The 23,839-nt window shown below is 47.3% G+C and carries 21 protein-coding genes and 1 tRNA gene; 8 read left to right on the forward strand and 14 right to left on the reverse strand.

Features of this window, described 5'->3' with window-relative positions; genetic code table 11:
• Positions 1-16: 16 nt before the first annotated feature.
• Positions 17-92: transfer RNA gene (locus ACE3T3_RS01235), tRNA-Arg, on the reverse strand.
• 81 nt (positions 93-173) lie between these two features.
• On the reverse strand, positions 174-1,526 hold the full coding sequence (locus tag ACE3T3_RS01240) for an amino acid permease (protein WP_374663293.1): 1,353 nt from the start codon (positions 1,524-1,526) through the stop codon (positions 174-176).
• Between the two features lie 329 nt (positions 1,527-1,855).
• Between ACE3T3_RS01240 and prpF the strand changes: the two genes are divergently transcribed.
• Positions 1,856-3,046: a 2-methylaconitate cis-trans isomerase PrpF gene (gene prpF, locus ACE3T3_RS01245; protein WP_374663295.1), complete on the forward strand. Its 1,191-nt coding sequence runs from the start codon at positions 1,856-1,858 to the stop codon at positions 3,044-3,046.
• Positions 3,047-3,495: 449 nt separating this feature from the next.
• Entirely contained in the window at positions 3,496-4,404 is a 909-nt protein-coding gene (locus ACE3T3_RS01250; protein ID WP_374663297.1) for a polyprenyl synthetase family protein, read from the forward strand.
• A 141-nt stretch (positions 4,405-4,545) separates the two neighbouring features.
• Here the strand turns inward: ACE3T3_RS01250 and putP are convergent, their stop codons facing one another.
• The 5 genes from putP to ACE3T3_RS01275 form a co-directional block, all read right to left on the reverse strand.
• On the reverse strand, positions 4,546-6,036 hold the full coding sequence (gene putP, locus ACE3T3_RS01255; RefSeq protein WP_374663299.1) for a sodium/proline symporter PutP: 1,491 nt from the start codon (positions 6,034-6,036) through the stop codon (positions 4,546-4,548).
• Positions 6,037-6,273: 237 nt separating this feature from the next.
• Positions 6,274-7,128, reverse strand: a complete 855-nt coding sequence (locus ACE3T3_RS01260) for an SPFH domain-containing protein (RefSeq protein ID WP_374663301.1) — start codon at positions 7,126-7,128, stop codon at positions 6,274-6,276.
• Between the two features lie 5 nt (positions 7,129-7,133).
• Positions 7,134-7,637 (reverse strand): NfeD family protein, encoded by a 504-nt coding sequence (locus ACE3T3_RS01265; RefSeq protein WP_374663303.1) that lies wholly within the window; start codon positions 7,635-7,637, stop codon positions 7,134-7,136.
• A 142-nt stretch (positions 7,638-7,779) separates the two neighbouring features.
• A complete protein-coding gene (locus ACE3T3_RS01270) occupies positions 7,780-8,697 on the reverse strand; it encodes a patatin-like phospholipase family protein (protein WP_374663305.1) in 918 nt (305 codons plus the stop codon).
• Positions 8,698-8,759: 62 nt separating this feature from the next.
• Positions 8,760-9,389 (reverse strand): 1-acyl-sn-glycerol-3-phosphate acyltransferase, encoded by a 630-nt coding sequence (locus ACE3T3_RS01275; RefSeq protein WP_374663306.1) that lies wholly within the window; start codon positions 9,387-9,389, stop codon positions 8,760-8,762.
• Positions 9,390-9,726: 337 nt separating this feature from the next.
• Here ACE3T3_RS01275 and ACE3T3_RS01280 point away from each other — a divergent pair, with 337 nt between their 5' ends.
• The 4 genes from ACE3T3_RS01280 to ACE3T3_RS01295 all read left to right on the forward strand — a co-directional run bounded on the left by ACE3T3_RS01280 (position 9,727) and on the right by ACE3T3_RS01295 (position 14,914).
• A complete protein-coding gene (locus ACE3T3_RS01280) occupies positions 9,727-11,004 on the forward strand; it encodes an MFS transporter (protein WP_374663630.1) in 1,278 nt (425 codons plus the stop codon).
• Between the two features lie 208 nt (positions 11,005-11,212).
• Positions 11,213-12,877 (forward strand): phosphoethanolamine transferase, encoded by a 1,665-nt coding sequence (locus ACE3T3_RS01285; RefSeq protein ID WP_374663308.1) that lies wholly within the window; start codon positions 11,213-11,215, stop codon positions 12,875-12,877.
• 14 nt (positions 12,878-12,891) lie between these two features.
• Positions 12,892-13,566, forward strand: coding sequence for a response regulator transcription factor (locus ACE3T3_RS01290; protein WP_374663310.1), 675 nt, complete (start codon positions 12,892-12,894; stop codon positions 13,564-13,566).
• Between the two features lie 19 nt (positions 13,567-13,585).
• The gene (locus ACE3T3_RS01295) at positions 13,586-14,914 is read left to right on the forward strand and encodes an ATP-binding protein (protein ID WP_374663312.1); all 1,329 of its coding nucleotides are present in this window, start codon (positions 13,586-13,588) and stop codon (positions 14,912-14,914) included.
• A gap of 216 nt (positions 14,915-15,130) precedes the next feature.
• Here the strand turns inward: ACE3T3_RS01295 and ACE3T3_RS01300 are convergent, their stop codons facing one another.
• Positions 15,131-15,862 carry a phosphatase PAP2 family protein gene (locus ACE3T3_RS01300; RefSeq protein WP_374663314.1) on the reverse strand — a complete coding sequence of 244 codons (732 nt, stop codon included), beginning with the start codon at positions 15,860-15,862 and terminating at the stop codon, positions 15,131-15,133.
• Between the two features lie 261 nt (positions 15,863-16,123).
• Here ACE3T3_RS01300 and ACE3T3_RS01305 point away from each other — a divergent pair, with 261 nt between their 5' ends.
• Positions 16,124-16,267: a hypothetical protein gene (locus tag ACE3T3_RS01305; protein WP_374663316.1), complete on the forward strand. Its 144-nt coding sequence runs from the start codon at positions 16,124-16,126 to the stop codon at positions 16,265-16,267.
• A gap of 579 nt (positions 16,268-16,846) precedes the next feature.
• Here ACE3T3_RS01305 and ACE3T3_RS01310 read toward each other — a convergent pair.
• The 5 genes from ACE3T3_RS01310 to ACE3T3_RS01330 all read right to left on the reverse strand — a co-directional run bounded on the left by ACE3T3_RS01310 (position 16,847) and on the right by ACE3T3_RS01330 (position 22,065).
• Entirely contained in the window at positions 16,847-18,034 is a 1,188-nt protein-coding gene (locus tag ACE3T3_RS01310; RefSeq protein WP_374663318.1) for an ammonium transporter, read from the reverse strand.
• 846 nt (positions 18,035-18,880) lie between these two features.
• A complete protein-coding gene (locus ACE3T3_RS01315; protein WP_374663632.1) occupies positions 18,881-19,606 on the reverse strand; it encodes an amino acid ABC transporter ATP-binding protein in 726 nt (241 codons plus the stop codon).
• 14 nt (positions 19,607-19,620) lie between these two features.
• Positions 19,621-20,304, reverse strand: coding sequence for an ABC transporter permease subunit (locus ACE3T3_RS01320; protein ID WP_374663320.1), 684 nt, complete (start codon positions 20,302-20,304; stop codon positions 19,621-19,623).
• On the reverse strand, positions 20,304-21,047 hold the full coding sequence (locus tag ACE3T3_RS01325) for an amino acid ABC transporter permease (protein WP_374663322.1): 744 nt from the start codon (positions 21,045-21,047) through the stop codon (positions 20,304-20,306). Before ACE3T3_RS01325 ends, ACE3T3_RS01320 begins: the two co-directional genes overlap by 1 nt.
• A 70-nt stretch (positions 21,048-21,117) precedes the next feature.
• On the reverse strand, positions 21,118-22,065 hold the full coding sequence (locus ACE3T3_RS01330; RefSeq protein ID WP_374663324.1) for a transporter substrate-binding domain-containing protein: 948 nt from the start codon (positions 22,063-22,065) through the stop codon (positions 21,118-21,120).
• 390 nt (positions 22,066-22,455) lie between these two features.
• Between ACE3T3_RS01330 and ACE3T3_RS01335 the strand changes: the two genes are divergently transcribed.
• Positions 22,456-22,638, forward strand: a complete 183-nt coding sequence (locus tag ACE3T3_RS01335) for a hypothetical protein (protein ID WP_374663326.1) — start codon at positions 22,456-22,458, stop codon at positions 22,636-22,638.
• Here the strand turns inward: ACE3T3_RS01335 and ACE3T3_RS01340 are convergent.
• Positions 22,635-23,798: a sterol desaturase family protein gene (locus ACE3T3_RS01340; RefSeq protein WP_374663328.1), complete on the reverse strand. Its 1,164-nt coding sequence runs from the start codon at positions 23,796-23,798 to the stop codon at positions 22,635-22,637. The genes ACE3T3_RS01335 and ACE3T3_RS01340 overlap by 4 nt on opposite strands.
• Positions 23,799-23,839: the final 41 nt, after the last annotated feature.

A 23,839-nucleotide genomic window follows, 5' to 3' on the forward strand; every position in this document is an offset into this window, starting at 1 on the left:
ATCACAAATGATGACATGGTGCGCTCTGCGGGACTCGAACCCACGCCGGTCGCTTAGGAGGCAACTGCTCTATCCAGTTAAGCTAAGAGCGCGTAAAACGCAGTTAATTTACTCCAATTTGAGGCAAAAAAAAAGTTATTGCCGAAACAATAACTTTTTAAAAATGAAGAAATTTAAGCTTTTCTATACAGAACTTTGAATAGAATAAACATCAATGCAATCCAAATAGGGATCATGATCACAGCACCGCTCAAGCCTTGTGTCCACATGATGTACAGAACAACCGCAATGAATGCCAGCACTAAGTAGTTGCTGAATGGCGCCCAAAGCGCAGGGAACTGCGATACCGCGCTTTCGGTTTTCATGGCTTGCTTGAATTGAAGATGCGTTAAGCTGATCATTGCCCAGTTTAAAACTAAAGCGCCAACCACGATATAAATCAGGTTGCTGAGCGCATCTTCCGGTGCAAAATAGTTCAGCAATACACAGCCAAAAATCAACAGCGCAGAAAACAGCACTGCTGGAATCGGCACGCCTTGCTTATTGGTTTTAGTAAAGATTTTAGGCGCATTGCCTTGCTGCGCTAAACCGAACAGCATGCGGCTGTTGGCATACATGCCGCTGTTATATACTGAAAGGGCAGCAGTCAAAATGATGAAGTTCAGCAAGTGCGCAGCCCAGCCAATGCCTAATTGGCTGAAAATCATCACAAACGGGCTTTTATCTAAACCGCCGAGCTGCAATTCATTCCAAGGCACAAGCGACAGTAAAATCGTCATTGAACCCACATAGAAAATAAGGATACGGAAAACGACTTGGTTAATGGCTTTCGGAATAGACTTCTGCGGATCTTGCGCTTCAGCCGCGGCCATACCGATCAGCTCAATGCCGCCAAATGCGAACATGAGGAAAGCCAGCATGTAGAACAGGCCTTCAAAACCATGCGGAAAAAAGCCGCCATGCGTCCAAAGGTTGCTGAATGATGCAGTTGAATCCGGGCCTGCTGTCACCAGCAGATAGATGCCGAAGACAATCATGGCAACTACGGCTGTCACTTTGACAATAGAGAGCCAGAATTCTGATTCACCGTAGAATTTGACATTGCCCAGATTGACTAAAGTGATGATCACAAAGAAGGTCAATACCGAAGCCCAGGCAGGAATGTGGGGCCACCAGTAATTGATATATTTTGCGACCGCAGTTAATTCCGTCATGGCTACCAGAATGTATAGCATCCAGTAGTTCCAGCCTGCAAGGAAACCTGGGAATTTGCCCCAATACTTATTTGCAAAATGACTGAATGAGCCCGCGACAGGCTCTTGAACAATCATTTCCCCAAGTTGGCGCATAATTAAAAAAGCAATTAAACCGCCAATCGCATAACCCAAAATAATGGATGGACCGGCAGATTCAATCACGTGTGCGGAACCTAAAAATAAGCCAGTACCAATTGCACCACCCATGGCAATCAATTGAATATGACGGTTTTTTAAGCCACGCTGAAGTTGAGACGACTCTTTATTCAAGTTATTTCAGCCCGACAATGAATATGTGATTTGGATTGTAATAGATCAAGAGGGAATAGCCTAGTAGCTCAAAAATCATGAAAAAAAATTATCAATTCAAATAAAATTAGTTATGTTAATTTATTTAATAAATAATAAATGAATCAATAGATTAATTTTATTTGATTTATTCAATGTGAATATGTTGAGGCTGTGCCGGTTTGACGGATGACGAATTTTTATACTTAAGTCAAGAAGCTAATATTTTCTTGACAAAAGCCGTTATGATAATGCGTGATCAATATCGGAATGATATTGAGCAGTACAATGATAAATAAGGATTCAGAAATATGCCGTTTGCACCACAAATTAAAATTCCAGCAACCTATATGCGTGGCGGCACCAGTAAGGGTGTGTTCTTCAAGTTGAGCGATTTGCCGGCAGAAGCTCAAAAAGCGGGTGCAATCCGGGATCAGCTTTTATTGCGTGTTATTGGCAGCCCAGACCCTTATGGCAAGCAAATTGACGGAATGGGCGGCGCAACTTCCAGCACCAGCAAAACAGTGATTTTGGATAAAAGCGCTCAGCCGAATCATGATGTGGATTATTTATTTGGACAAGTGTCGATCGACAGCGCCTTTGTGGATTGGAGCGGCAATTGCGGCAATTTAACAGCTGCAGTAGGCGCGTTTGCAATTTCCAATGGCTTGGTGGATGCTGAAAAAATTCCGGAAAATGGCATTTGCACAGTGCATATCTGGCAGGCCAATATTCAAAAAACCATTATTGCGCATGTGCCGATGACCAATGGCCAAGTGCAGGAAACTGGTGATTTTGAACTGGATGGCGTGACTTTCCCTGCGGCAGAAGTGCAAATTGAGTTTTTAGATCCGGCGGATGACGGTGAAGAGGGCGGCGCCATGTTCCCGACAGGCAATCTGGTTGATACGCTGACTGTACCTGATGTGGGTGAATTTCAAGCGACCTTTATTAACGCAGGCATTCCGACGATTTTCTTGAATGCAGAAGATATCGGTTACCAAGGCACTGAACTGCAAGATGCGATTAATGGCGATGCCGCTGCTTTAGCGCGTTTTGAAAAAATCCGCGCGTATGGCGCCAAGCACATGGGCCTGATTCAAGATATTGCGGAAGCGGAAAAACGTCAGCATACGCCTAAAATTGCATTTGTTTCAAAACCGAAAGCCTATGTTTCTTCAAGCGGCAAAGACATTGCTGAGCAGGATACTGATCTGCTGGTACGCGCTTTGTCGATGGGCAAGTTGCACCATGCCATGATGGGCACAGCCGCGGTGGCGATTGGCACAGCGGCAGCCATTCCAGGCACTTTGGTGAATTTAGCCGCGGGCGGCGGCCAGCGTGAGGCTGTGCGTTTTGGCCACCCATCTGGCACATTGCGTGTTGGCGCGCAGGCGGTCTTTGAAAATGGCCAGTGGGCTGTGAAAAAAGCCGTGATGAGCCGCAGTGCGCGCGTGCTGATGGAAGGCTGGGTCCGCATTCCGCAAGATGCATTGAAATAAGCATCATGCAGTTTGCGGATATCCAGTGATTCAACTCAAGACTGAATTGATCCCTTGGTTATGCTAAAGCGCTGAATGATAAAACATTTCAGCAGAAAAATGCGTTATGATAAAGCCCCGATTGCGGGGCTTTATTTTTTGCGCTGTTTGAAGCCCAAAGATTGACTGGTTGAGTTCCTTAAATTTTAGGATGAATCAGCATCTATAAAATAACCGGACAAATCGGCTCAGCTGATGGCGTTTTTAAAGCTGCGCAGCGGCATTAATTTTCATGGGATGGCCGATTGCTTGGCACAATAAAGATAGGCCATAAGAATTCAGTTTCGAGATAGAGAAAACACGGCAAAAGCAGTATGATGCAACAAGCCAGAAACTGATGCGTGCCGACTTTTATGACCGCAGGCAACTTCAGTTGATTAAACCGCTTTGATAAAAAATTTGAGGTGAACGTGTCGTCTTTAACTGATGTGCAGGCTCATGCACTGACAGAAGCACAGAACCGCATTCAGCAGGACTTACTGACTGCACTGGATGCCTTCGCCATACCAGAGCCGTTAAAAGGCGCAGTGCACCATGCCGTCATGCTGGGCGGCAAGCGGGTGCGTCCAGCGCTTTGCTATGCGGCAGGCGCATTGAAGCAAAATCCCAATGCCGCTGCGGTACGCCGCGCTGCTGTCGCTATTGAATTCATCCACTGCTACTCCTTGGCGCATGATGATTTGCCCTGCATGGACAATGATCTGCTGCGCCGCGGCCAGCCGACATGCCATGCTGCATTTGGTGAAGATACCGCCTTGCTGGCCGGAGACATTCTGCAGTCCATGGCTTTTGAGGTGTTAGGCAGCCGCCTGTTTGATCAAGGCCCAGCAGTCGAAGCGCCGATTGTATTGAAGCAAATGCAGATTTTAGCCACCGCCTCGTCAAAAATGGTCAATGGCCAAGTGCTGGATCTGCAGGCGGAAGGCAAGCATATTGCTCAAGAGGCATTGGAAACGATCCACCGCAATAAAACCGGCGCATTGATTACTGCGGCGATTATGATGGCTGCGGTGACGCTGTTTGCAGGCACAGATCAAGCTATTCCTAAGCTTCGTGAATATGGACAGGCGATTGGTTTGGCTTTCCAGGTTCAGGACGATATTTTAGATATTATTTCCGATACTGAAGTGCTGGGCAAAACGGCTGGAAAAGATCAGCAAGTTGAAAAATCCACTTATCCTGCGTTGATGGGCTTGGAGCAGGCCAAAGCTTATGCGCAGGAACTGCATAATCAAGCGATGGATGCGCTGGCATATTTTGGCGAAGACGCAGAACAGCTGACGCAGATCACGCAATTTTTATTGTCCCGAAAAAGCTGAGCGCTGTGGGCTGAAACTTAAAACAGTTTCAGTGACTGTGTTTGAGTTATTTTTCTTCAGTGATTTAGTCTAAACAGAAGCTTAAAAAAAGGAGGCCATTTAGACCTCCTTTTTTTCATCTCGTCATCTTAGAAGATTGGATTATTTGCTTTCATTGTAAATACGCTGCGCTTCATCAAAACGCTCGGTAATTTCCTTGCCTGGCGCTTTGCCCATCAGGCTCACTGCAATAATGGCAATGAATGAGCAGATAAAGCCCGGAATGATTTCATACACGCCCGTATCGCCCCAGACATTTTTCCATAGAATGACCATGACAGCACCAACCACCATACCGGCTAATGCGCCATTTAACGTCATGCGTTTCCAGAACAAAGACAGAATGATCAGCGGGCCGAATGCCGCGCCAAAACCGGCCCATGCATAAGCGACCAAACCAAGCACTTTTGATTCTGGGTTGCCTGCCATCCAAATCGCCAGAAGGGCAATCAGCAGCACCATTAAACGGCCGACCCAGACCAATTCTTTTTGCGACGCATTTTTGCGCAGGAATGATTTGTAAAAATCTTCGGTCAATGTGCTCGAGCAGACCAAAAGCTGGCAGCTCAGGGTACTCATCACGGCTGCTAAAATAGCGGCCAAGACAATGCCTGCGATCCATGGGTTGAACAGAATTTTGGTGAGCTCCATAAACACTGTTTCAGGGTTGGCATTGACCACGCCTGCCAATTCTGGATGCTGCTGGAAGTAGGCAATCCCGAAGAAACCGGCCGCGACAGCGCCGCCTAAGCAAAGCGTCATCCATGTCATGCCGATGCGGCGCGCATTTGGAATTGACTTGACTGAATCTGCAGCCATAAAGCGCACTAGAATATGCGGCTGTCCAAAATAGCCTAAGCCCCACGCCAATAAGGACATAATCGCGATAAAGCTGAGATCGCCAAAAATATCGGTGGCTTGCGGGCGGGCCGCTTCAAGCGCTGCCGTAATTTGCGACAGGTCTGAAAAGGACAGAATCGCCACAATCGGCGTCAGCAGCAGGGCAAAAATCATTAAGCCAGCTTGAATGGTATCGGTCCAGCTGACCGCAAGGAATCCGCCAATAAACACATAGCTGATGGTGGCAATGGCGCTGATCCAAAGCGCTGTGCTGTAAGACAGGTCAAACATGCTCTCAAACAGACGTGCGCCTGCAACCATGCCGGAAGCGCAGTAAATCGCAAAAAACACCAGAATGACAATCGCAGACACCACACGCAGAATTTTCTTCTGGTCGTTGAAACGGTTGGCAAAGTAGTCCGGCAGCGTCAGCGCATTGTGCTGCACTTCAGTATGAACACGCAGGCGTCCAGCCACCAGCAGCCAGTTCAGCCAAGCGCCGATGATCAGGCCGATGGCAATCCACATTTCTGAAAGGCCGGACAGGTAAATCGCGCCAGGCAAGCCCATCAATAGCCAGCCGCTCATATCAGACGCGCCTGCAGAAAGCGCCGTCACAAAACTGCCCAAACGGCGGCCGCCTAAAATGTAATCAGAAAAATTCGACGTTGCGCGGTAGGCCATTAAGCCAATCACGATCATGGCGGCGATATAAAATAAAAACGTAATTAACGTTGGATTGAGGGAGCTCATACGATATCCATTTTCGAGTTGGACAGCAGATCGAAATATGAATTGACAGCAAAGGAGAGCCAATTGAGGGCAAAAAGACTGCCATCAATTCAGAAGATTTCAAAAATTAACGCGAAATTTAACCACAAATAAACAAATTTTGCAGAATTTTTATCAGTTTAAATAAAAATAGACAGCGCGGAGGCTGTCTATTTGGCATTTCAAAAGCGGTCATAGATGATTCAAAAATCAGTAAGATTAATGATTGCGGCCCATCACGCCGCGAATGGTATTCATAATATCTGCAGGCAAGACCACAGTTTTTGAATTATTCGACTTGGCCATATCCTGCATGGCTTTTACATATTGCTCACCCAGCAGGTAAGCCACAGGAATTTCTTTGTCACCGACTGCCGAAGTTACCATTTCAATGGCTTTCTGTGATGCTTCCGCCAGCACCACTTGCGCTTCCGCATCACGGCGTGAGGCTTCTAAGCGGCCATCCGCTTCTAAAATCGCGGCCTGTTTTTCACCGTCGGCTTTGGTTACGGTTGCGCGGCGCTGACGTTCTGCAGCGGCTTGTTCTTCCATTGCGGCCTGCATGGTGTGAGAAGGTTTAATATCCTGGATTTCGACTGTTTTTAAGGTAATGCCCCAGTCAGAAATATCATCAGAAATGCTGGCTTTCAGTTTAGCCTTAATATGATCGCGTGAAGACAGCGCATCATCCAAATCCATCTCACCGACAATGGAACGCAGCGCCGTTTGCACTAAGTTTTGAATGGCCCATGTATAGTTTTCAATGCCATAGACCGCTTTTTCCGGCGTGGTCAGGTTAATGTAGGCCACAGCGTTCATCAGCAAGACCGCATTGTCGCGGGTAATTACTTCTTGCGACGGAATATCCAGCACAATATCTTTGGTGGTGACTTTATACGCCACTTCATCGACGTAAGGAATGACGAAGTTCAGGCCGGGGCCTAAGGTGGTATGGTATTTGCCTAAACGCTGCACAATCCATTTATAGCCTTGCGGCACGATACGTACGCCCTTAAAAATGGTGATGGCAACAAAGGCCAGCAGGGCAAAGACAACAATCGTAGCTGCGCTCATATGATTTACTCACTTTTTTCGTTGTTGGTTGGGCTGTTTGCAGGATGATCCGCGGCGCTGTGCAATTGCACAACCAGGTCATTGCCTAAAATGTCGACCACGCGGACACGGTCACCGACTTGCACGGGTGACAGCGTGCGGCAGTTCCATTCATCGGAACCCAGTACCGGCATCGGAAAACGTACTTTAATCTGATCATGGTCTAAATTGGTCTGAATGACCATGCCGACTTGACCGATGGTCGCTTCACGGGAAAGGCCCGCTTTGGTTTTATCGGTCGACAGCGGCTTGATGAATTTAAACCAAGCGACCGTGCATAAAATGGAGAGGATGATCCAAGTGACAAACTGGGTGGTGGTGCCCATCATCGGAAAAAGAAAATATAAAATACCGACCATGATGGCGCCAATGCCAAACCACAGTGCGGCAAATGCGGGCAGCAGCAATTCTGAAAGAATCAGCAAAACGCCCAATACAAACCAGTGCCAAGGTTCTAAAACAAATTCCATACATCTGCCCGTGTATTGCTCTAAAGATAAGAGTGAATTGATCGAGTTGAATTGATATAGATGGCGAAGCCTTTATATCCTAAGCATCTATATCAATGTAGCAGATGAATAAGTTTTTGAATATTTAAAAAATTGCGCATTTTTAGAATTTAGACGCCGGTGCAGGCTTCAGCGCTGCAGGAGAGGCCCTGAAGTCGCTAATGGCTTTTTGAATAGCGCGGACTTTCAGCTGCGCCGCTTTTTCACCTTCTAAAATGGTTTGATTGCTGGATTTCAAATCCAGCGTGCCGATATGGCCCACTTTAGGCTGAATCACAATGCTGGCTTGGTTCAGTTCTTCATTAATGCTTTGCTGGCCCATGATATTCAATGTTTGATCCAGCACGCCAAACATATTCAGCGCCTTGCTGCCGTCTGGACGGGCAGAAATATCTACAGCGATCACAATATCCGCGCCCATATCTTTGGCGGTTTTCACTGGAATCGGGCTGACCAAGCCGCCATCGACATATTTTAAGCCGCCGATGGTGGCTGGCACAAAGACATTGGGGATGCTGCAGGAGGCGCGCACCGCTTGGCCGGCATTGCCTTTAATAAAGTCGGCTTTGCGGCCGGTATCCAAGCGGGTGGCGACAGCGGCGAAGCGGATAGGGAACTGTTCAATCGGTTTATTGCCGACGTTTTTGTTGACGTAGTCCTGCAGCTTTTGACCTAAAATCACCCCTTGGCGGTTTAAGGTTAAATCGCGGATATCGGCTTCTTTGAAGCTCAAAGCAATTTGCTGCATTTGATATGGGGTTTTGCCGCTGGCATAGAGGCTGCCGACAAAGCTGCCTGCGCTGGTGCCGGTGACAATTTTCGGTTTAATGCCATGCGATTCCAGCACTTTTAACACGCCGATATGGGCAAAGCCTTTGGCGCCGCCGCCGCCCAGCGCAATGGCGATGACCGGTTCACGCGCTTTGAGCGGCGTGGTTTTGGCGGGTGTGTTGACGGCTTTGTCACAGCCTGCAAGGCTGAGCGCCAATAAGCCTAGCGCGGAATAATGCAATATTTTCATAACAATAAAATGGTTAATGTTCTGCTCAAATAGGCGCACATCTCAGCAAAAAATTGCACATTTTACCAGCGGTTTTTCCATCGCTTTTGTAACGGCTTGGCCAGCCACTCAGGATTTTTCGGAGAGAACTTGCCTTCGTACAGCTGCAAAATCTGCTCTAAATCCTGCTCATACTGGCCTGTGGGCTGGAATACCCCCAAGCAGTGAATGATTTTGTGTTCATAATCGAAAGAAAACATCACAATCGGAATCTGCGCCTCATAGGCAATATAATAAAAACCGCTTTTGATTTTTTCGGCCTGCTTGCGGGTGCCTTCAGGCGCCATGCCAATCCAGATTTTATCTTTGGCATGAATGATGCCGGCAATTTGCTTGGTCAGCCCTTGCTGATTGCTGCGGTCGACAGGAATTACGCCAATCCATTCTAATAGGGGCTTTAAAGGTGTTTCAAATAGCGTGTGCTTGCCGAAAATGGTGATTTGAATGCCCAGTCCGAGCAGGGCGGTAAAGCCATGCCACGCATCTATATTGGATGTATGCGGTGAAATAATCGCAACCGCCTTGGGCAAATTGGGAAATTCGCCCTCAAAGCTCCAGCCTTGCGCCAGAAAAATTTGCTTAAACAGCTGTTTCGTAAATGCTGAACCGCGTGCAGGCACTTGGTCTGGCAATGTTGGAAAATGTTGAGTCATTGTTTTTATCAGAGAAATCCATTCATTTAATTTATGATAAGCCTTGAAAATAGGGACTGCATTGGCAAAATGCTGCAGTTTGACTGGAACAATGAACAGCGGCGCATGCTTTGGCGCGTTTTCAAGTCAAATGGATCAACATGCCAGTCAATCAAAATGGAAGTTAATCAAAGCGGCAGTCAATGATGAACGCCAAAATGGGTGCAGTTCCCGCTTATGTGCACTTCGGAAATTCGATCAAGGCCAAAATCCGCCTTTAAAGATGAAAACCGTCTTGAAATAAACATCCGGCAAACTGGATCAATGCTTCAGCATAAAAGGAAACCTCATGCTTCAAATGCGCAATGTATATGTGCTGCTGTTTTCGCTGTATTGGGCGCAAGGTTTGCCTGTGGGGTTCATGACGCATGCATTGCCAGTCATTTTGCGGGCGCAGGGCGTCTCGCTGGCGCATATCGGCGGTTTTGGCCTGCTGATGCTGCCTTGGTCAATCAAGATCTTTTGGGCGCCGTGGGTTGACCGTGCGGGTTCCAGCCGCTTTGGACATTACCGCTCCTGGATTATTCCCACGCAGCTGCTCACGGTCGCTGTGCTCGCAGGGTTATCTTTTTTACCGATTCAAGCTTTGAATGAGCCTCTGTATTTGCTGGCTTTTTTTGTGACCTTGCTCAGCATGAACCTGATTGGCGCAACGCAGGATGTTGCGACCGATGGGCTGGCGGTGAATATTTTAAAAGGCGAACAGCAGAATTGGGGCAATACCTTTCAAGTGGTCGGTTCAAGGTTGGGTTTTATTGTCGGCGGCGGGGCGGTTTTATGGGCGCTGGATTGGCTGCACTGGCAAAGCACGTTTTTAATCTTAGCGGCCTTGGTGCTGCTCAATACCATTCCGATTTTATTTTATCCAGAAGCTGCCCGCACTTTGCTGCCAAGCCCTACCGTTCAAACGTCCAATGCTGCGCGCCGTCCGCACTGGGCCATTATTCGTGAATATCTGTCGTATTTTATGCATACGCCAGCGCAGCGCTGCTGGCTGCTGGTACTGCTTACTTTTAAAATAGCCGATGGACTGGCCGGGCCGGTGTTAAAACCGCTGATGGTGGATATGGGCTTAAGCTTCAGCCAAATCGGCCTTTATGTGACGATGCTGGGGGCTGCAGCTGCGCTTGCAGGGGCTGGGCTGGCAGGGATTTCATTAAAATTGCTCTCACGCTTTCATGCGCTGCTGCTGTTTTCTATTCTCAAAATCGGCAGTTTGGCAGCCTATGCATGGCTGGCGCGGCAGTATGATGCGGTGCATGCCGTGCCGCCTTGGATCATTTATGCGGTGAATGCGCTGGAAGATCTGTTCTCCGCCATGCTTTTGGTGGTCATGCTGACCGTGGTGATGCAATACAGCCGTAAGCATTTGGCTGGAACGGACTTTACTTTTCAGGTTGGGCTGATGGCAACGGTCAGCGGCGGGCTGTATAGCCTGAGCGGCATCGCTGCAGATGCGTTGGGCTACAGCCATTATTTAATGCTGATTGTGATCATTGCCACGCTATGCATAGTGCCGATAGTGCTTTGGGGGCGTGAACAGCGAAAATGCATGCAGATATCTGCTGAGTCTTAAAAAAGAGCATTTTTCACCGCTGGATTTAGCGTTCTAACGCTCAGATGCTGCTGTATTTTTTCTGGATAGGCGCAGCCTTGTACGACATTTTCAATCATTCACTGCGGCTAGAAAAAGCCTATGTATTTAAAAGCTTAAAAGTGTTAAGCCAGTTTTAAGTTTGAGCCTTTAAGTTAGCAGCATCAATAAACGCCAATGATGAATTTAGATGCTGACAACATTCTCAACATGGAAAAAAAAGATTCCGGCTGTCTCTTTAGGACGATTTAATTTTTTAGTCGCGCTATGGCTGGGTATTGCACTAAATACTATGTTTTATCAAAAAATTCAGCAGCTCACGCCTTATCAAGGCATCAAAGCGCAGCTGTTTTTAGCAGCCACCGTGATCGTGGTCATCGCGCTGTATAATGCTTTGCTGCAGCTGCTGCAATGGCGCTGGAATGCAAAAGCGCTGGCGGCGGTTTTGCTTTTTGTGGGCGGATTCAGCGCATATTTTGTCAGCAGTCTAGGCGTGGTGATTTCTCCTGATCAAATCCAAAATGCCATGCAAACCGATCCCAATGAAGTGAAAGATTTGGCGTCTGTTCATTTGCTGCTTTGGGCGGTTCTGATGGTGATTGTGCCGATTGCGGTGCTGTCGCAGATTCCAATCCGCAAAGAAGCCTTCCCTAAAGTTTTGCTGAAAAAGGCATTAAGCCTGGTGGCATCTTTTGCGGTTATCGGCGGCCTGCTTTTTGTTTTCTATGTGGATTATGCCGCGATTTTCCGTGAACACCGTGACTTGAAAGGTATGCTGTCGCCGCAAAATGCCATTGCTTCAGGCCTGTCTTATTACCGCCATCAGGCGCCGAAAGAAAATCTGCCTTTGGTGGCTTATGGTACGGATGCGCACCGCAATATCGCAGTTTCTCATCAGGATAAACCGAAGCTGATGGTGCTGGTGGTGGGTGAAACTGCGCGCGCGGAAAGCTTTTCTTTGAATGGCTACAGCAAAAATACCAATCCAGAATTGTCAAAATTGGATATTTTGAATTTCAGCCATGTCAGCTCTTGCGGTACAGCAACGGCTGTTTCTGTACCGTGCATGTTTTCAGGCATGCCGCGTAAAGACTATGATGAGCAGCTGGCCAGCCACCGCGAAGGCTTATTGGATATTGCCAAACGCGCCGGCTATAAAGTGGCGTGGCTGGACAATAATTCAGGCTGCAAGGGGGCTTGCGACCGGATTGAGCAAGTACAGATCAGCCCTGAATTGAAGAAAAAATGGTGCAATGGCGCAAATGGTGAATGCAAAGACGAAATTCTGGTTGACGGCTTAAAACAGTATATCGAGGCAATCCCTGCTGATGACCATACACCGCGCCTGATTGTGCTGCACCAAATGGGCAGTCATGGGCCAGCGTATTATGCACGCAGCACAGCGCCGTACCAGCCATTCAAACCGACGTGCGATACCAACGCGATTCAAGGCTGCACACAGGATGCGCTGATCAATTCCTATGATAATTCAATTGTCTATACAGACCATGTTTTGAGCCAGATCATTGACACTTTAAACGCGGATCAAAACTATCAGACCGGTTTTTGGTATCTGTCTGACCACGGCGAATCAACAGGTGAACACGGCATGTATTTGCATGGCGCGCCCTATGCGATTGCACCTGAACAGCAAACGCATGTGCCGATGATCATGTGGTTCTCTGCAGACTGGAAAACTAAAAACCCACAGCAAATAGCTTGCCTCAGCACGCAAAAAAGCAAAGAATTAAGCCAGGACAATTTGTTCCCAAGCCTGTTAAGCCTGCTGGATGTAAGTACTCAAGTGATTGATCCAAAGAACAACATGCTGCAGAATTGTGCGCCGGCAGCCTAAAGGATAGTGCATTAATGACAAAGATATTAATCATTGAAGACGATTTCATGATCGCCGAATCGACGCAAACCTTGCTGAAATATCAAGGCTTTGATGTGGTTTGGGTCAATAACGGCATTGAAGGCCTGCAAAAAATTCAGCAAGAGCAGATTGATGCGGTCCTGCTGGATTTAGGCCTGCCGATGATGGATGGCATGCAGGTTTTAAAGCAGATCCGCCAAAATCATCCAGCATTGCCTGTATTGATTATTTCTGCGCGCGATCAGCTGCAGCAGCGGGTCGATGGCCTGAATCAGGGCGCAGATGATTATTTGATTAAGCCCTATGAGTTTGACGAACTGCTGGCGCGCCTGCATGCTTTGCTGCGCCGCAGCGGCAAAGAGCAGCTGCAAAACAGCCAGTCCATCTTAAGCTATGGCGATCTGGTCTTGGACGTAGAACAGCACTTGGCCAAGTTTAAAGGCGAATATATTGATCTTTCCAACCGTGAATGGGCAATCTTGATTCCGCTGGTGACGCATCCGAATAAAATTTTTTCCAAAACCAATCTGGAAGATAAGCTTTACGATTTTGACAGTGAAATCAGCAGCAATACCATCGAAGTATATGTGCATCATTTGCGCAGTAAATTAGGCAAAGATTTTATCCGCACCATCCGCGGTTTAGGGTATCGTCTAGGACAGCAATAAAACGGGGAAATCATCAACCATGGCGCTGCGGACACGCAATTCTTTAAAGCGGAAGCTGATTCTTTATACTTCTTTTTTCAGCTTGGTTTTAGGCTGCCTGCTGGTGGTTTCAGCTTATAAAATTGCCTTGGAAGAAACCAATGAAATTTTAGATGCGCAAATGCAGAATCTGGCGGAGCGTGTCGCCGCGCATTCGCCCGCTCCCGTGCAAAGCGCATTTGATCCGGACAAGCATTATCATGAAGAAGATTTATTTGTGGATGTTTGGCCTTATGCGCAGCAGACCCACCAATATCATGAATTTAACCTGCTGATCCAGCCCATTCATAAGGCTGGATTTTATACGCATAAAACTGCGCACGGCACATGGCGCACTTATGTCTTGCCCCTTAAAGATTATCAGGTTCAAGTGAGCCAGCAGCAGTCCGTGCGCCAGAATTTGGCTTTAGAGCTTGCGGGCAGCATGTTCATTCCTTATCTGATTTTTATGCCTTTTGTGCTGTGGGGGCTGGGCTGGATGATCAGCCGCATTTTACAGCCGCTGGATGATTTCAAGTCCGAGCTGTCACAGCGCGATTCGAAAGAATTGTCACCGATTCAATCGGATAACTACCCGATTGAAATTGTGCCGACCATTCATGAAATGAACAGCTTATTTGATCGCATTTCTGTGGCGCAGCAGGAACAGCGCCAATTTATTGCCGATGCGGCGCATGAGCTGCGGACGCCCATCACGGCCCTGAACCTGCAGATCAAAGTCCTGCTGCAAGAGTTCCCAGAACATAAAGCACTGAACAATCTGGCTTTGGGTTTGGTGCGTATGCAGCATTTGGTGGCGCAGCTGCTGAGCTTGGCTAAACAGGATGCTTCTTTGCCAGAACTGGAAAGCAGCCAGACGTTTCTGCTCAATGTCACTGCTGTGAATTGCGTCGAGTCGCTGATGGATTTGGCCATGCAAAAAGATATCGATTTAGGTGTTGAGCTGCAGGAAGAAATCCAGCTGCATACGCAAGAAACAGCGGTGCATTCGGTGATTTATAATTTAATCGATAATGCCATTAAATATACGCCGGAACATGGCGTGATAAATGTGTCTGTCTATGCGCAAAACGGCAAAGCCATCGTGCAGATTGAAGACAGCGGCCCGGGCATTGATCCTGCGCTGCATGAACAAATCTTAAAGCGTTTTTACCGTGTGCATCATCACAAAGAAGTAGGCAGCGGTTTAGGATTGTCTATTGTGGATAAAGCGGTCGAGCGCTTGCAGGGCCGTTTGAACTTCGGCGTAAGCGCCAGTTTGGGCGGCCTGCAGGTCACAGTCCATTTGCCGATGAATGCCGAGCTGTAAGTGAAAAATACTTAGTTGTTATGCTTTTATTTTTATAGGAAAATCTGCATAAAGCATTTCTTATGCATTGCAAATAAATCCATGCTGATCAGCCTATACTTGCTGCTGAGAACCGGGAAACTGTCTCTTAGTGTCTATTTTACAGCAGCGATGCCCTGAAACCTTCAGGGCGGTATTTGCGCCTGCCGAAGCAGAAGCATCATGATGGGAAAAGGCTTATATGCTCGGCACAGGTTTATTCAGCGCCTGTTCATTTAATACTGGGTGATTCAGCACAGCATCTTTAGCCATGCGCTTGTAGAAAATGCCATAAGCAATGACATTGATGAGCCAAACCACCCATGCTGTCCATAAATTATGGCTCAGGAAATGCGCGCCGCGCATCATTTGCGCCCAGCCCATGGCAAAGCCTAAAATCAAGCCTGAGAACAGGAAAAAGCAGGCGCGTTTGGGCTGAGATAGCCGATACACAAAATATCCAGTCATAAAGGCAAAGCCTGTAGACGCATGGCCGCCTGGAAAACAATGCCCGTTTTCATTTTTCAGCACCCATAAAAAACCATGCGGCAATGAAGTTGTCATGGACCATGGACAGGCGTGCGCAGATTGTGATTTAAGAATGCCGACGACTGCGGTGCACAGCATGGCCACCCAAAAGAAATAGCCAAATTCAAAACGATGCGCTTTTAAGGGCTGATATTTAAATGAAGCGATCCATTTCAGCAAAATCATGACATAGGCTGCAATCAGCACGTTTTTCACCCAGCTGTGATTCAGCACTGCCAGCGCCCAGTCATAGCGCAGCGGAAAATTGCCCGCTTCATCCATCCAAGGTTCAATCAGGCTTAAATCCAGCGCGCCGCCCACAGGAAAAAATACCCACAGCACCGCACAGCAGAAAAGCAGCAAGCTGGCTTGCAGGAAAATAAAACGTTGTTGGTCGTTCATGAAAGCATTTGATTTTTAATGATGCTCCATTGCAGCAAAGTCAGCTTAAACGTTTCTTAAATTCAGCATAGAAAACACGATTTAACAACACCCGCCCGATAGGCTGATGAAGCATCAGAAAACCGCAAGAGCTGAGTGTGCTACATTCCAGTCAGACCCTGCCTGAATGCCTGAAGAGGGCTATGCCTCTACCCGCAGGATTCTGATTTGGATAATGCCTAAACCAGCCGATGGCAAAGTTTTGCCGCCTGCAGTCAATTTTTGGCACAGCATTATGCGGCGATGTTAAAGCAGGCAGACTTGGCGCCGATTCAAAGCATTATTCACCGCATCGATCATGTCGGTTATCCTGAAAAACAATTGCTGACGCATCTAAAGATTTGGGTTTCGGCTGGATTCGGATGAGCTGACATATTTTCGGTTTGTTCATTTTGGCGATCATGCTCTGGCGGCAGGGCGCAGAACCTTTGCTGCAGGCTTTATAGCAGATGCCGTATAAATTGGCGGTGATTTCCAAGGGCAGGCGAGCAATGTGGCTGAATCATCTGAAAGGTTTAGGCTTCAGCAATTATTCGAATGAAATTGTCCATTCGGAGTTTGAAGATATTAGTAAGCTGAAGCCATAAATTTTTCCTCAGACCCGCGTTAAATGAAAGATTGTGCCAGAGCAAGGCCTCTTTATTGGGAGCCATCAAGTGAATGATGAGTAAGATACTCTTGGGATAGGCAGGCTTTTACTGGAATGGCTCATACCCATAGCGATCAGCGGATGATTTCAAACCGCATTCAGTGCCTAGATCAAACCTGTTTTTTTAATGAACCGCTGCTGATTCAGAGGCATGCCTGTAAAAAAAAGCGGCCGGTGAGGCCGCGTGGATTCAATGCTGCTGCATATTGAAATATTCTTTAAGCACACTGTTTTGAACAGATGTTTTTAAGTTTCCTGAAAGAGCAGTTCCCAAAATATGTCTTCGGAATCGAATTTTAAAACATATTGTCTTCAGAATTTGCACTGATGCGGTGGATCGATAAATCGGCGCCGCGGAATTCTTCCTCTTGGCTGAGGCGGATGCCCATGACTGCTTTTAATCCGCCATAGACGGCCAAACCGCCGGCCAAAGCAATGACAATGGCGAGGAATGTGCCCAGGAGCTGAGCCATCAAAGAAACGTGGCCTAAACCGCCCAGCCATTGCTGGCCAAAAATGCCGACAGCAATGCCGCCAAAAGCGCCGCAGACACCGTGCAAAGGCCAAACCCCTAAGACATCATCAATTTTTAATTTGTTTTGTGTATAGGTGAACAGCTTCACAAAAATCACGCCGGCAGACATGCCAATGATCAATGCGCCGACGGGATGGACAATATCGGAACCGGCGCAGATGGCCACCAAGCCTGCCAGCGGGCCGTTATGCAGGAAGCCGGGGTCATTTTTACCCATGAAATTTGCCGAAATGGTGCCGCCGACCATCGCCATTAAGGAGTTGATGGCTACCAAGCCGGAAATCGCATCCAGACGCTGCGCGCTCATAACGTTAAAGCCAAACCAGCCGACAATTAAAATCCATGAGCCGAGGGCCAGAAATGGAATGGATGAAGGCGGATGCGCACTGATGCGGCCGTCTTTTTTATAGCGGCCATAACGCGGGCCAAGCAGCAGCACCGCTGCCAGCGCGATCCAGCCGCCCATGGCATGCACCACGACAGAACCGGCAAAATCGTGGAAGCTTGCGCCAAAGGTGCGTTCAAGCCAGCTTTGAAAGCCAAAGTTGCCGTTCCAGATCATGCCTTCAAAAAAAGGGTAGACCAACGCGACCAGCAAGAGGGTTGCTATGGCTTGCGAACGCATCTTGGCGCGTTCTGCAATGCCGCCGGAAATAATGGCGGGAATGGCTGCTGCAAAGGTCAGCAGAAAGAAGCAGCGCATTAAATTGTAGCCGTGGTCGGCGGCAAGCGTTGGGCCAATATGGAAAAAATGCTGTCCATAGGAGATGTAATAGCCTACGAAAAAGTAGGCGACTGCAGAAATGGAGAAGTCGGTTAAAATTTTGCTTAAAGCATTGACTTGGTTTTTATGACGGACCGTGCCAAGCTCAAGAAAAGCAAACCCGGCATGCATCGCAAGCACTAAAACAGCACCAAGGAGGAGAAAAAGTAAATCGATATTTTGCATTGTGAGTCCTATATTAGTGCGTAGTGTCACAAAAGAAATTCAGTATATCGATGCAGGCGGTTTCGAAAAGAGCATAGGTTAAGGGAAATTTTGATCAATGCCGATTAAAAATGGATAAGCCTCGATATAAAGCAAAACGGCAATTTTTGCATCAATATGGTGCATTTTTCATGCTATTGTATTTTTATAAAATCATTTAAATTCAATAGTTTGTTTTTATGAAAATAGTGAATTAACTTTGAATGATTTGCAAAGGTGCATGCTTGTTTCCTATTTCAATAAACGGTTTAAGATGAAAAAAATCTGACACTCAGCGCATGCAAAGCATAAAACGCACTGCAATAAAGCAAGGTTTGCAGTACGTACTGAAATCCATTGGCGGAGATATAAAATTTCACAGCATTGAGTGTTTGGATTCTGTCCTTGGCTGAGCAGTTTGGCCCGCTTGATCAGCAAGGACAAGTGAATCAATTTTAAGAATTTTCCCATGCTCATGCCTATAAGAGCCTGACCGTCTTTTTGCTGATTTATTTGGCAGGGCATGCCGCTGAATATTCTTCTGTGCAGCGTGTTTGTTGTTGCTTTGATGTTTGAAAAGGGCAATGCAAGCAAAGCGCTGAACAGCTGGAGCTTAATTTTGCAAAACCAGCTGAAACGCATAGCTGGCTGATCTTGATTCAGAACGGATTAATTGAAAACTGCTGGATGCCCAATAAAGAGAAGATGAGTGATTTAATCACGCATTGCGCGATCCAAATAAAAAAGCAGACCAAGTGATCTGCTTTTTTTCCATTGCTGTCAGTCAGTTAACTGCATGGCGCGCATTTTCTGTGTGAGGGTGCAGGATCAATGCAAAATTTTATTGAGGAACTGCTGCGCGCGTTCGCCGCGCGGGGTATCAAAGAATTCATCTTTGGTGCAATCCTCAACAATTTTCCCCTGATCCATAAAAATCACCCGGTTGGCCACTTGGCGCGCAAAGCCCATTTCATGGGTGACGCACATCATGGTCATACCTTCTTTGGCTAAGCCGACCATCACATCCAGCACTTCATTGATCATTTCAGGGTCAAGGGCCGAGGTCGGTTCATCAAACAGCATGGCAATCGGGTCCATGCTCAGCGCGCGGGCAATCGCCACACGCTGCTGCTGGCCGCCAGACAATTGAGCCGGGAACTTGCTGGCATGCGCGCTTAGGCCTACACGATCTAAATAGGCCAAGCCTTTTTTCTTAGCATCGGCTTCTGAACGGCCTAAAACTTTGATTTGCGCAATAGTCAGATTTTCGGTAATCGATAAATGCGGAAACAATTCAAAGTGCTGAAACACCATGCCGACACGGCTGCGCAGTTTATTGAGGTCGGTTTTCGGATCATTGATTGAAACGCCATCGACTAAAATAGTGCCGGATTGAAAAGGCTCCAGCCCGTTGACGGTTTTGATCAGGGTCGATTTGCCTGAACCTGAAGGCCCGCAGACCACGACCACTTCACCTTGCTTAATTTGCGTGGTGCAATCGGTGAGCACCTGAAAATCTTTATACCATTTACTGACATTTTGGAGGTCAATCATCGTTTTTTGATCTGTCATACACTTAACCTCCGTTGTAATTTTTTAACTGCATACGTTGCGATCATACTAATAGTGAAGTACACCAAGCCTGCGAAAAGAATGTATTGCGTCAAGAGAGACATTAAGTCGCCGCGGACGTAGTTGGTGCGGAAAAAGTCCAAAAGGCCAATGGCATAAACCATGGTGGAATCCTGAAACAGGATAATGGTTTGCTGCAGCAGCAAAGGCGTCATTTTGCGAAAAGCCTGCGGCAAAATAATCAAGCGCATGGCTTGGCCGTAGCTCATGCCCAGCGCATAGGCGGCAGCCGTTTGCCCTTTGGGAATTGATTGAATGCCGGCGCGGACAATTTCTGAAAAATACGCAGCCTCAAACAGCATAAAGGCCACAATGCTCGATACCAGCGCAGTGTCGATGGTCAGGTAATTGCCGGTAATGCCGGTGTAGATGAACGGCACAGCAAAGTAGAACCACATCAGCACCAGCAGCAAAGGAATAGAACGGAAGAGGTTCACATAGCCTTTGGCAAAGAGATTGAATACTTTGATGGATGACAGGCGCATCAGCGCCAGCAGCGTGCCAATGAACACCCCGCCGATGGTCGCCGCAATCACCACTTTCAGCGTAATGCTGAAGCCATGCCAGAGCGCAGGGCCGGACAGTTCCAAATCTTGAACAAATGAAGTCAGCCAATCCATTATTTATCTCCTGCAATTAAGCCCGGAACACGCAGGCGCTTTTCCAGATAGGTCATAACGCCGATCAGGCATACATTGATGACCATGAAAATAATGGTGACATAGGTATAAATTTCGATGGTATTTTGCGTGTATTCACTGATGGTTTTCATCTGCGAAATAATTTCTGCTACCCCCACCAGAGACGCTACCGAGGTGTTTTTGACGCAGTTGGTCAGCTCAGAGCTGAGCGGCGGCAAAATGGTGCGGAACGACTGCGGCAAAATCACGTAGCGGTACAGCTGCGCCGTGCTGAAACCCATGGCATAGCCTGCATTGGTTTGACCCAGAGGCAACGCTTCAATGCCGGTGCGCACCTGTTCGCAGACCCGCGCTGCGGTAAATAAGCCTAGGCCGACACTGGCGGAAATGAGCGCTGTCGTATTGGCTCCCAGATCATTCATCCACCAAGTTTTGATTGGCGCCGGCAGAAAATTCGGGACCACATAGAACCAAATAAACAATTGAATCAATAAGGGCACATTTCGGAAGATGGTCACATAGGCTGTGCCAATGCCGCGGGCAATCGGGCTAGGCAAGGTGCGCATGATGCCCAGAATGCTGCCGAGCACCATCGCAATGCTCCACGCCACCAGCGCAATCACAAACAGCCAGCCTAAGCCAATTAAAACCCAGCCCAGGTAAGTGGAATCTCCCACACCTGTGGATTGGAAGAGCACACCCCAATTCCAGCTATAATTCATAGAAACCCCCTTTATTTAGCTTAAGCCAAACTCCTTTTGGCTTAAGCATATTTTGAATGGTTAGGGATAGTTATTCGTCACGGTCATGCGGATTGCTGATCAAGGCTTTCAGCTGATCTGACATTGGGAAGTTGAGGTTGATATTTTTAGGCGGAATTGGCGACTGGAACCATTTTTTATACATGGCATTGATTTCGCCAGAGCTGTACGTGGCTTTAATTGCATCATCCACGACTTGCTTAAAGCCGGTATCGCCTTTGCGCATCATGCATCCGTAAATTTCATGAATCGGCGCAGTGCCGACGATTTCCCATTTATTCGGATCTTTGGCTTTGGATTTTTCGCCGGCAAGCAAAATATCATCCATCATAAAGGCAGCCGCGCGGCCGTTTTGCAGCATCAGGAATGATTCTGCATGGTCTTTGGCAGAAATGACTTCGCCAATGCCGAGCTCTTTTTCATGCTGGCGGATGTAGCGTTCAGAAGTTGTGCCGGCAGTGGTGACTAATTTTTTGCCTTTTAAGTCGGCAAAATCTTTAATGCCGGAGTCTTTTGCGGTGAGCAAGCGGGAACCGACTTCAAAGAAGCCTGTCGAGAAAGCAACTTGCTGCTGGCGCTCTTTGTTATTTGTGGTTGAGCCGCATTCCAAATCAACGGTGCCATTCGACACCAGCGGAATGCGGTTTTGACTGGTCACCAGGTTATAGCGGATTTTCAGATCCGGCATATCCGATTTCTTTTTCACCGCATCAACAACTTGCATCTGCAAATCGTGCGCATAGCCGACCGGCTGATTTGGATTGTCCGCAATATATGAAAATGGAATGGATGAGTCGCGGTAGCCTAAGACAATCGTGCCGGATTTTTTAATTTTATCTAAAGTGCCCGAATCTGAAGCCGCAGCCTCACCGCCGGCAGGTTTTTCTGAAGATGGCGCTTTATTGTCGCTGCAGGCGCTGAGACCGAGCATCAGTGCGCTGGCGCAGAACAGGGAAGTCATGGTGCGTTTATAGATCATTGGCAAAACTCCTTTTTATTGCATGTTCATCAATTGCTTTAGTTGCCGATGGAATCATTCCATCAAATAGGTGCAACAGATGTTTTTGTTTTATGTATAAAAAATACACCAGAATTCATCTTAAGCGAGATTTGAAGGATTGCTCAAGCAAATTTTTTTACGAATTGTTAACGGTAACTGTTTAGGATTTAAAAAGTTTTTCTGGCAGGGAAATATGAGGAAAGTACAGCACAATGTGTGCCATACGTAGGCCGGCAATGCTTCAGCTTAGACAAAAGATCAATGCACTCGACTGCCTGAAAGGAGCATTGCTTTTAAGTTTTCTTGCTCTAAGTTAATAATAAAACTTATAAAAATTTTTGCGCTGGATGGGTTGATGCTGCTTTTTAGATGGCTGCCTATATGAATGCAGAACGCGGGCAGGCTTATCATGATGTACTTGGGCGCGGTGAATTGACCAAACATAGCGCTGTACATGTCTTGAGAGGGGAAATGAAAAGCATCTGCATGGCGCAAATGCTGGGTTCAAAAGCTGCAGCATCTAAAAATCAACTGCAAAAAACAGGGCGTTAAGACGGATCTTTCGGGCTGCCAAAGCGCTTTTTAAAGCGGTTTAGGTATTTTTTAAAGGGCCAGGTAAACTGCTTTACAAAACTGTTGGGAATTTTATAGCCCACTGTGCCGTACACGCTGGCCAGATGATCCGGCATATAGACGCTTTTAAACATCACATCATACAGCGGAATGAAGGCCGCATAGTTTTTGTCAATGGCGGGCTTTTCTGAAGAATGATGCCAGTGATGAAATTCCGGTGTGGCAATCAGCCAGCGCAGATAAGGAAAACGGAAACGCACATTGGAATGGATGAAAATCGCGTGAAACGAAATAAAAATCAGATAGGCAAACACTGCAGAGGTGTGAAAGCCTAAAAGGAAAATCGGCAGGGTGGCAATAAAGCGGGTCATCAGCACTTCAACAATATGCAGCCGCGACGATGCCAGCCAATCCATATGTTCAGTCGAATGATGAATCGCATGAAAGCGCCAGAGGAAATTCACCTCATGCATGGCGCGGTGCAGCCAGTAAGTGGTCAAATCTACCACAATCAGCAGTTCTATAAACTGCAGCCAAATCGGTTGAGCCTGCACCCACGGCACAATCGGATTGCTCGGCAGATGAGTGATCCAGTATTGAATAGGCATCACGGTTAAAAAGCTGAACAGCTGAATGCCAATGTGGCTGAACATGAAATATTTCATGTCGGTAATCCAGCCAGCCCGTAACAGCTTTTGCTGCGGATTCTTCGCAAAAAAACCTTCCAGCGGAATAAACACCAACGCCAAAATGACCAAGGTCAGCACAAAATAATCAAAGCCTGCATAAAAGGGCACGCTTGGCAGCACAGGCGCTTGAATTACACCGCAGCCGAGAACCGCCGCAGCAAGCGCCATGCAGAGGCCATAAAAACCGTAGCGGTTTTGCCGGACAATGGCGCTGAATGCACCAAAGCCCGCACTAATGACAATGCCAGCCATGAGGCTGAAATAAAACAGATCATAATGTTTGCTGTAGAGCGGACGCAGTTCGGGTGTGGTCAATACACTGGGAAATAAAAAGCACAATGCGCCAAATAGGCAAAGCAGGCTGAGCGTCATCGAGATGAACGCGCTGATTTTGCCCAGTCCAGCATTCAATTCTATATTTTCAAATTTGGCTCTTAAATGATCGGTCATAAGGGAATATCAGAAATTATTATTATTGGGTGGCGCTATGG

The sequence above is a fragment of the Acinetobacter sp. genome (assembly GCF_041919735.1).
In the GTDB taxonomy this organism is placed as follows: Bacteria; Pseudomonadota; Gammaproteobacteria; order Pseudomonadales; family Moraxellaceae; genus Acinetobacter.

What these genes read in the sequence shown, in the direction of transcription:
- ACE3T3_RS01300 (WP_374663314.1), bottom strand. Translation starts at nt 15,862, where the DNA reads ATGAACGACCAACAACGTTTTATTTTCCTGCAAGCCAGCTTGCTGCTT.
- ACE3T3_RS01260 (WP_374663301.1), bottom strand. Translation starts at nt 7,128, where the DNA reads ATGAGCGCAGCTACGATTGTTGTCTTTGCCCTGCTGGCCTTTGTTGCC.
- ACE3T3_RS01310 (WP_374663318.1), bottom strand. Translation starts at nt 18,034, where the DNA reads ATGCAAAATATCGATTTACTTTTTCTCCTCCTTGGTGCTGTTTTAGTG.
- putP (WP_374663299.1), bottom strand. Translation starts at nt 6,036, where the DNA reads ATGAGCTCCCTCAATCCAACGTTAATTACGTTTTTATTTTATATCGCC.
- ACE3T3_RS01275 (WP_374663306.1), bottom strand. Translation starts at nt 9,389, where the DNA reads ATGACTCAACATTTTCCAACATTGCCAGACCAAGTGCCTGCACGCGGT.
- prpF (WP_374663295.1), top strand. Translation starts at nt 1,856, where the DNA reads ATGCCGTTTGCACCACAAATTAAAATTCCAGCAACCTATATGCGTGGC.
- ACE3T3_RS01295 (WP_374663312.1), top strand. Translation starts at nt 13,586, where the DNA reads ATGGCGCTGCGGACACGCAATTCTTTAAAGCGGAAGCTGATTCTTTAT.
- ACE3T3_RS01320 (WP_374663320.1), bottom strand. Translation starts at nt 20,304, where the DNA reads ATGGATTGGCTGACTTCATTTGTTCAAGATTTGGAACTGTCCGGCCCT.
- ACE3T3_RS01315 (WP_374663632.1), bottom strand. Translation starts at nt 19,606, where the DNA reads ATGATTGACCTCCAAAATGTCAGTAAATGGTATAAAGATTTTCAGGTG.
- ACE3T3_RS01280 (WP_374663630.1), top strand. Translation starts at nt 9,727, where the DNA reads ATGCGCAATGTATATGTGCTGCTGTTTTCGCTGTATTGGGCGCAAGGT.
- ACE3T3_RS01290 (WP_374663310.1), top strand. Translation starts at nt 12,892, where the DNA reads ATGACAAAGATATTAATCATTGAAGACGATTTCATGATCGCCGAATCG.
- ACE3T3_RS01270 (WP_374663305.1), bottom strand. Translation starts at nt 8,697, where the DNA reads ATGAAAATATTGCATTATTCCGCGCTAGGCTTATTGGCGCTCAGCCTT.
- ACE3T3_RS01325 (WP_374663322.1), bottom strand. Translation starts at nt 21,047, where the DNA reads ATGAATTATAGCTGGAATTGGGGTGTGCTCTTCCAATCCACAGGTGTG.
- ACE3T3_RS01340 (WP_374663328.1), bottom strand. Translation starts at nt 23,798, where the DNA reads ATGACCGATCATTTAAGAGCCAAATTTGAAAATATAGAATTGAATGCT.
- ACE3T3_RS01265 (WP_374663303.1), bottom strand. Translation starts at nt 7,637, where the DNA reads ATGGAATTTGTTTTAGAACCTTGGCACTGGTTTGTATTGGGCGTTTTG.
- ACE3T3_RS01330 (WP_374663324.1), bottom strand. Translation starts at nt 22,065, where the DNA reads ATGATCTATAAACGCACCATGACTTCCCTGTTCTGCGCCAGCGCACTG.
- ACE3T3_RS01335 (WP_374663326.1), top strand. Translation starts at nt 22,456, where the DNA reads ATGGCTGCCTATATGAATGCAGAACGCGGGCAGGCTTATCATGATGTA.
- ACE3T3_RS01285 (WP_374663308.1), top strand. Translation starts at nt 11,213, where the DNA reads ATGCTGACAACATTCTCAACATGGAAAAAAAAGATTCCGGCTGTCTCT.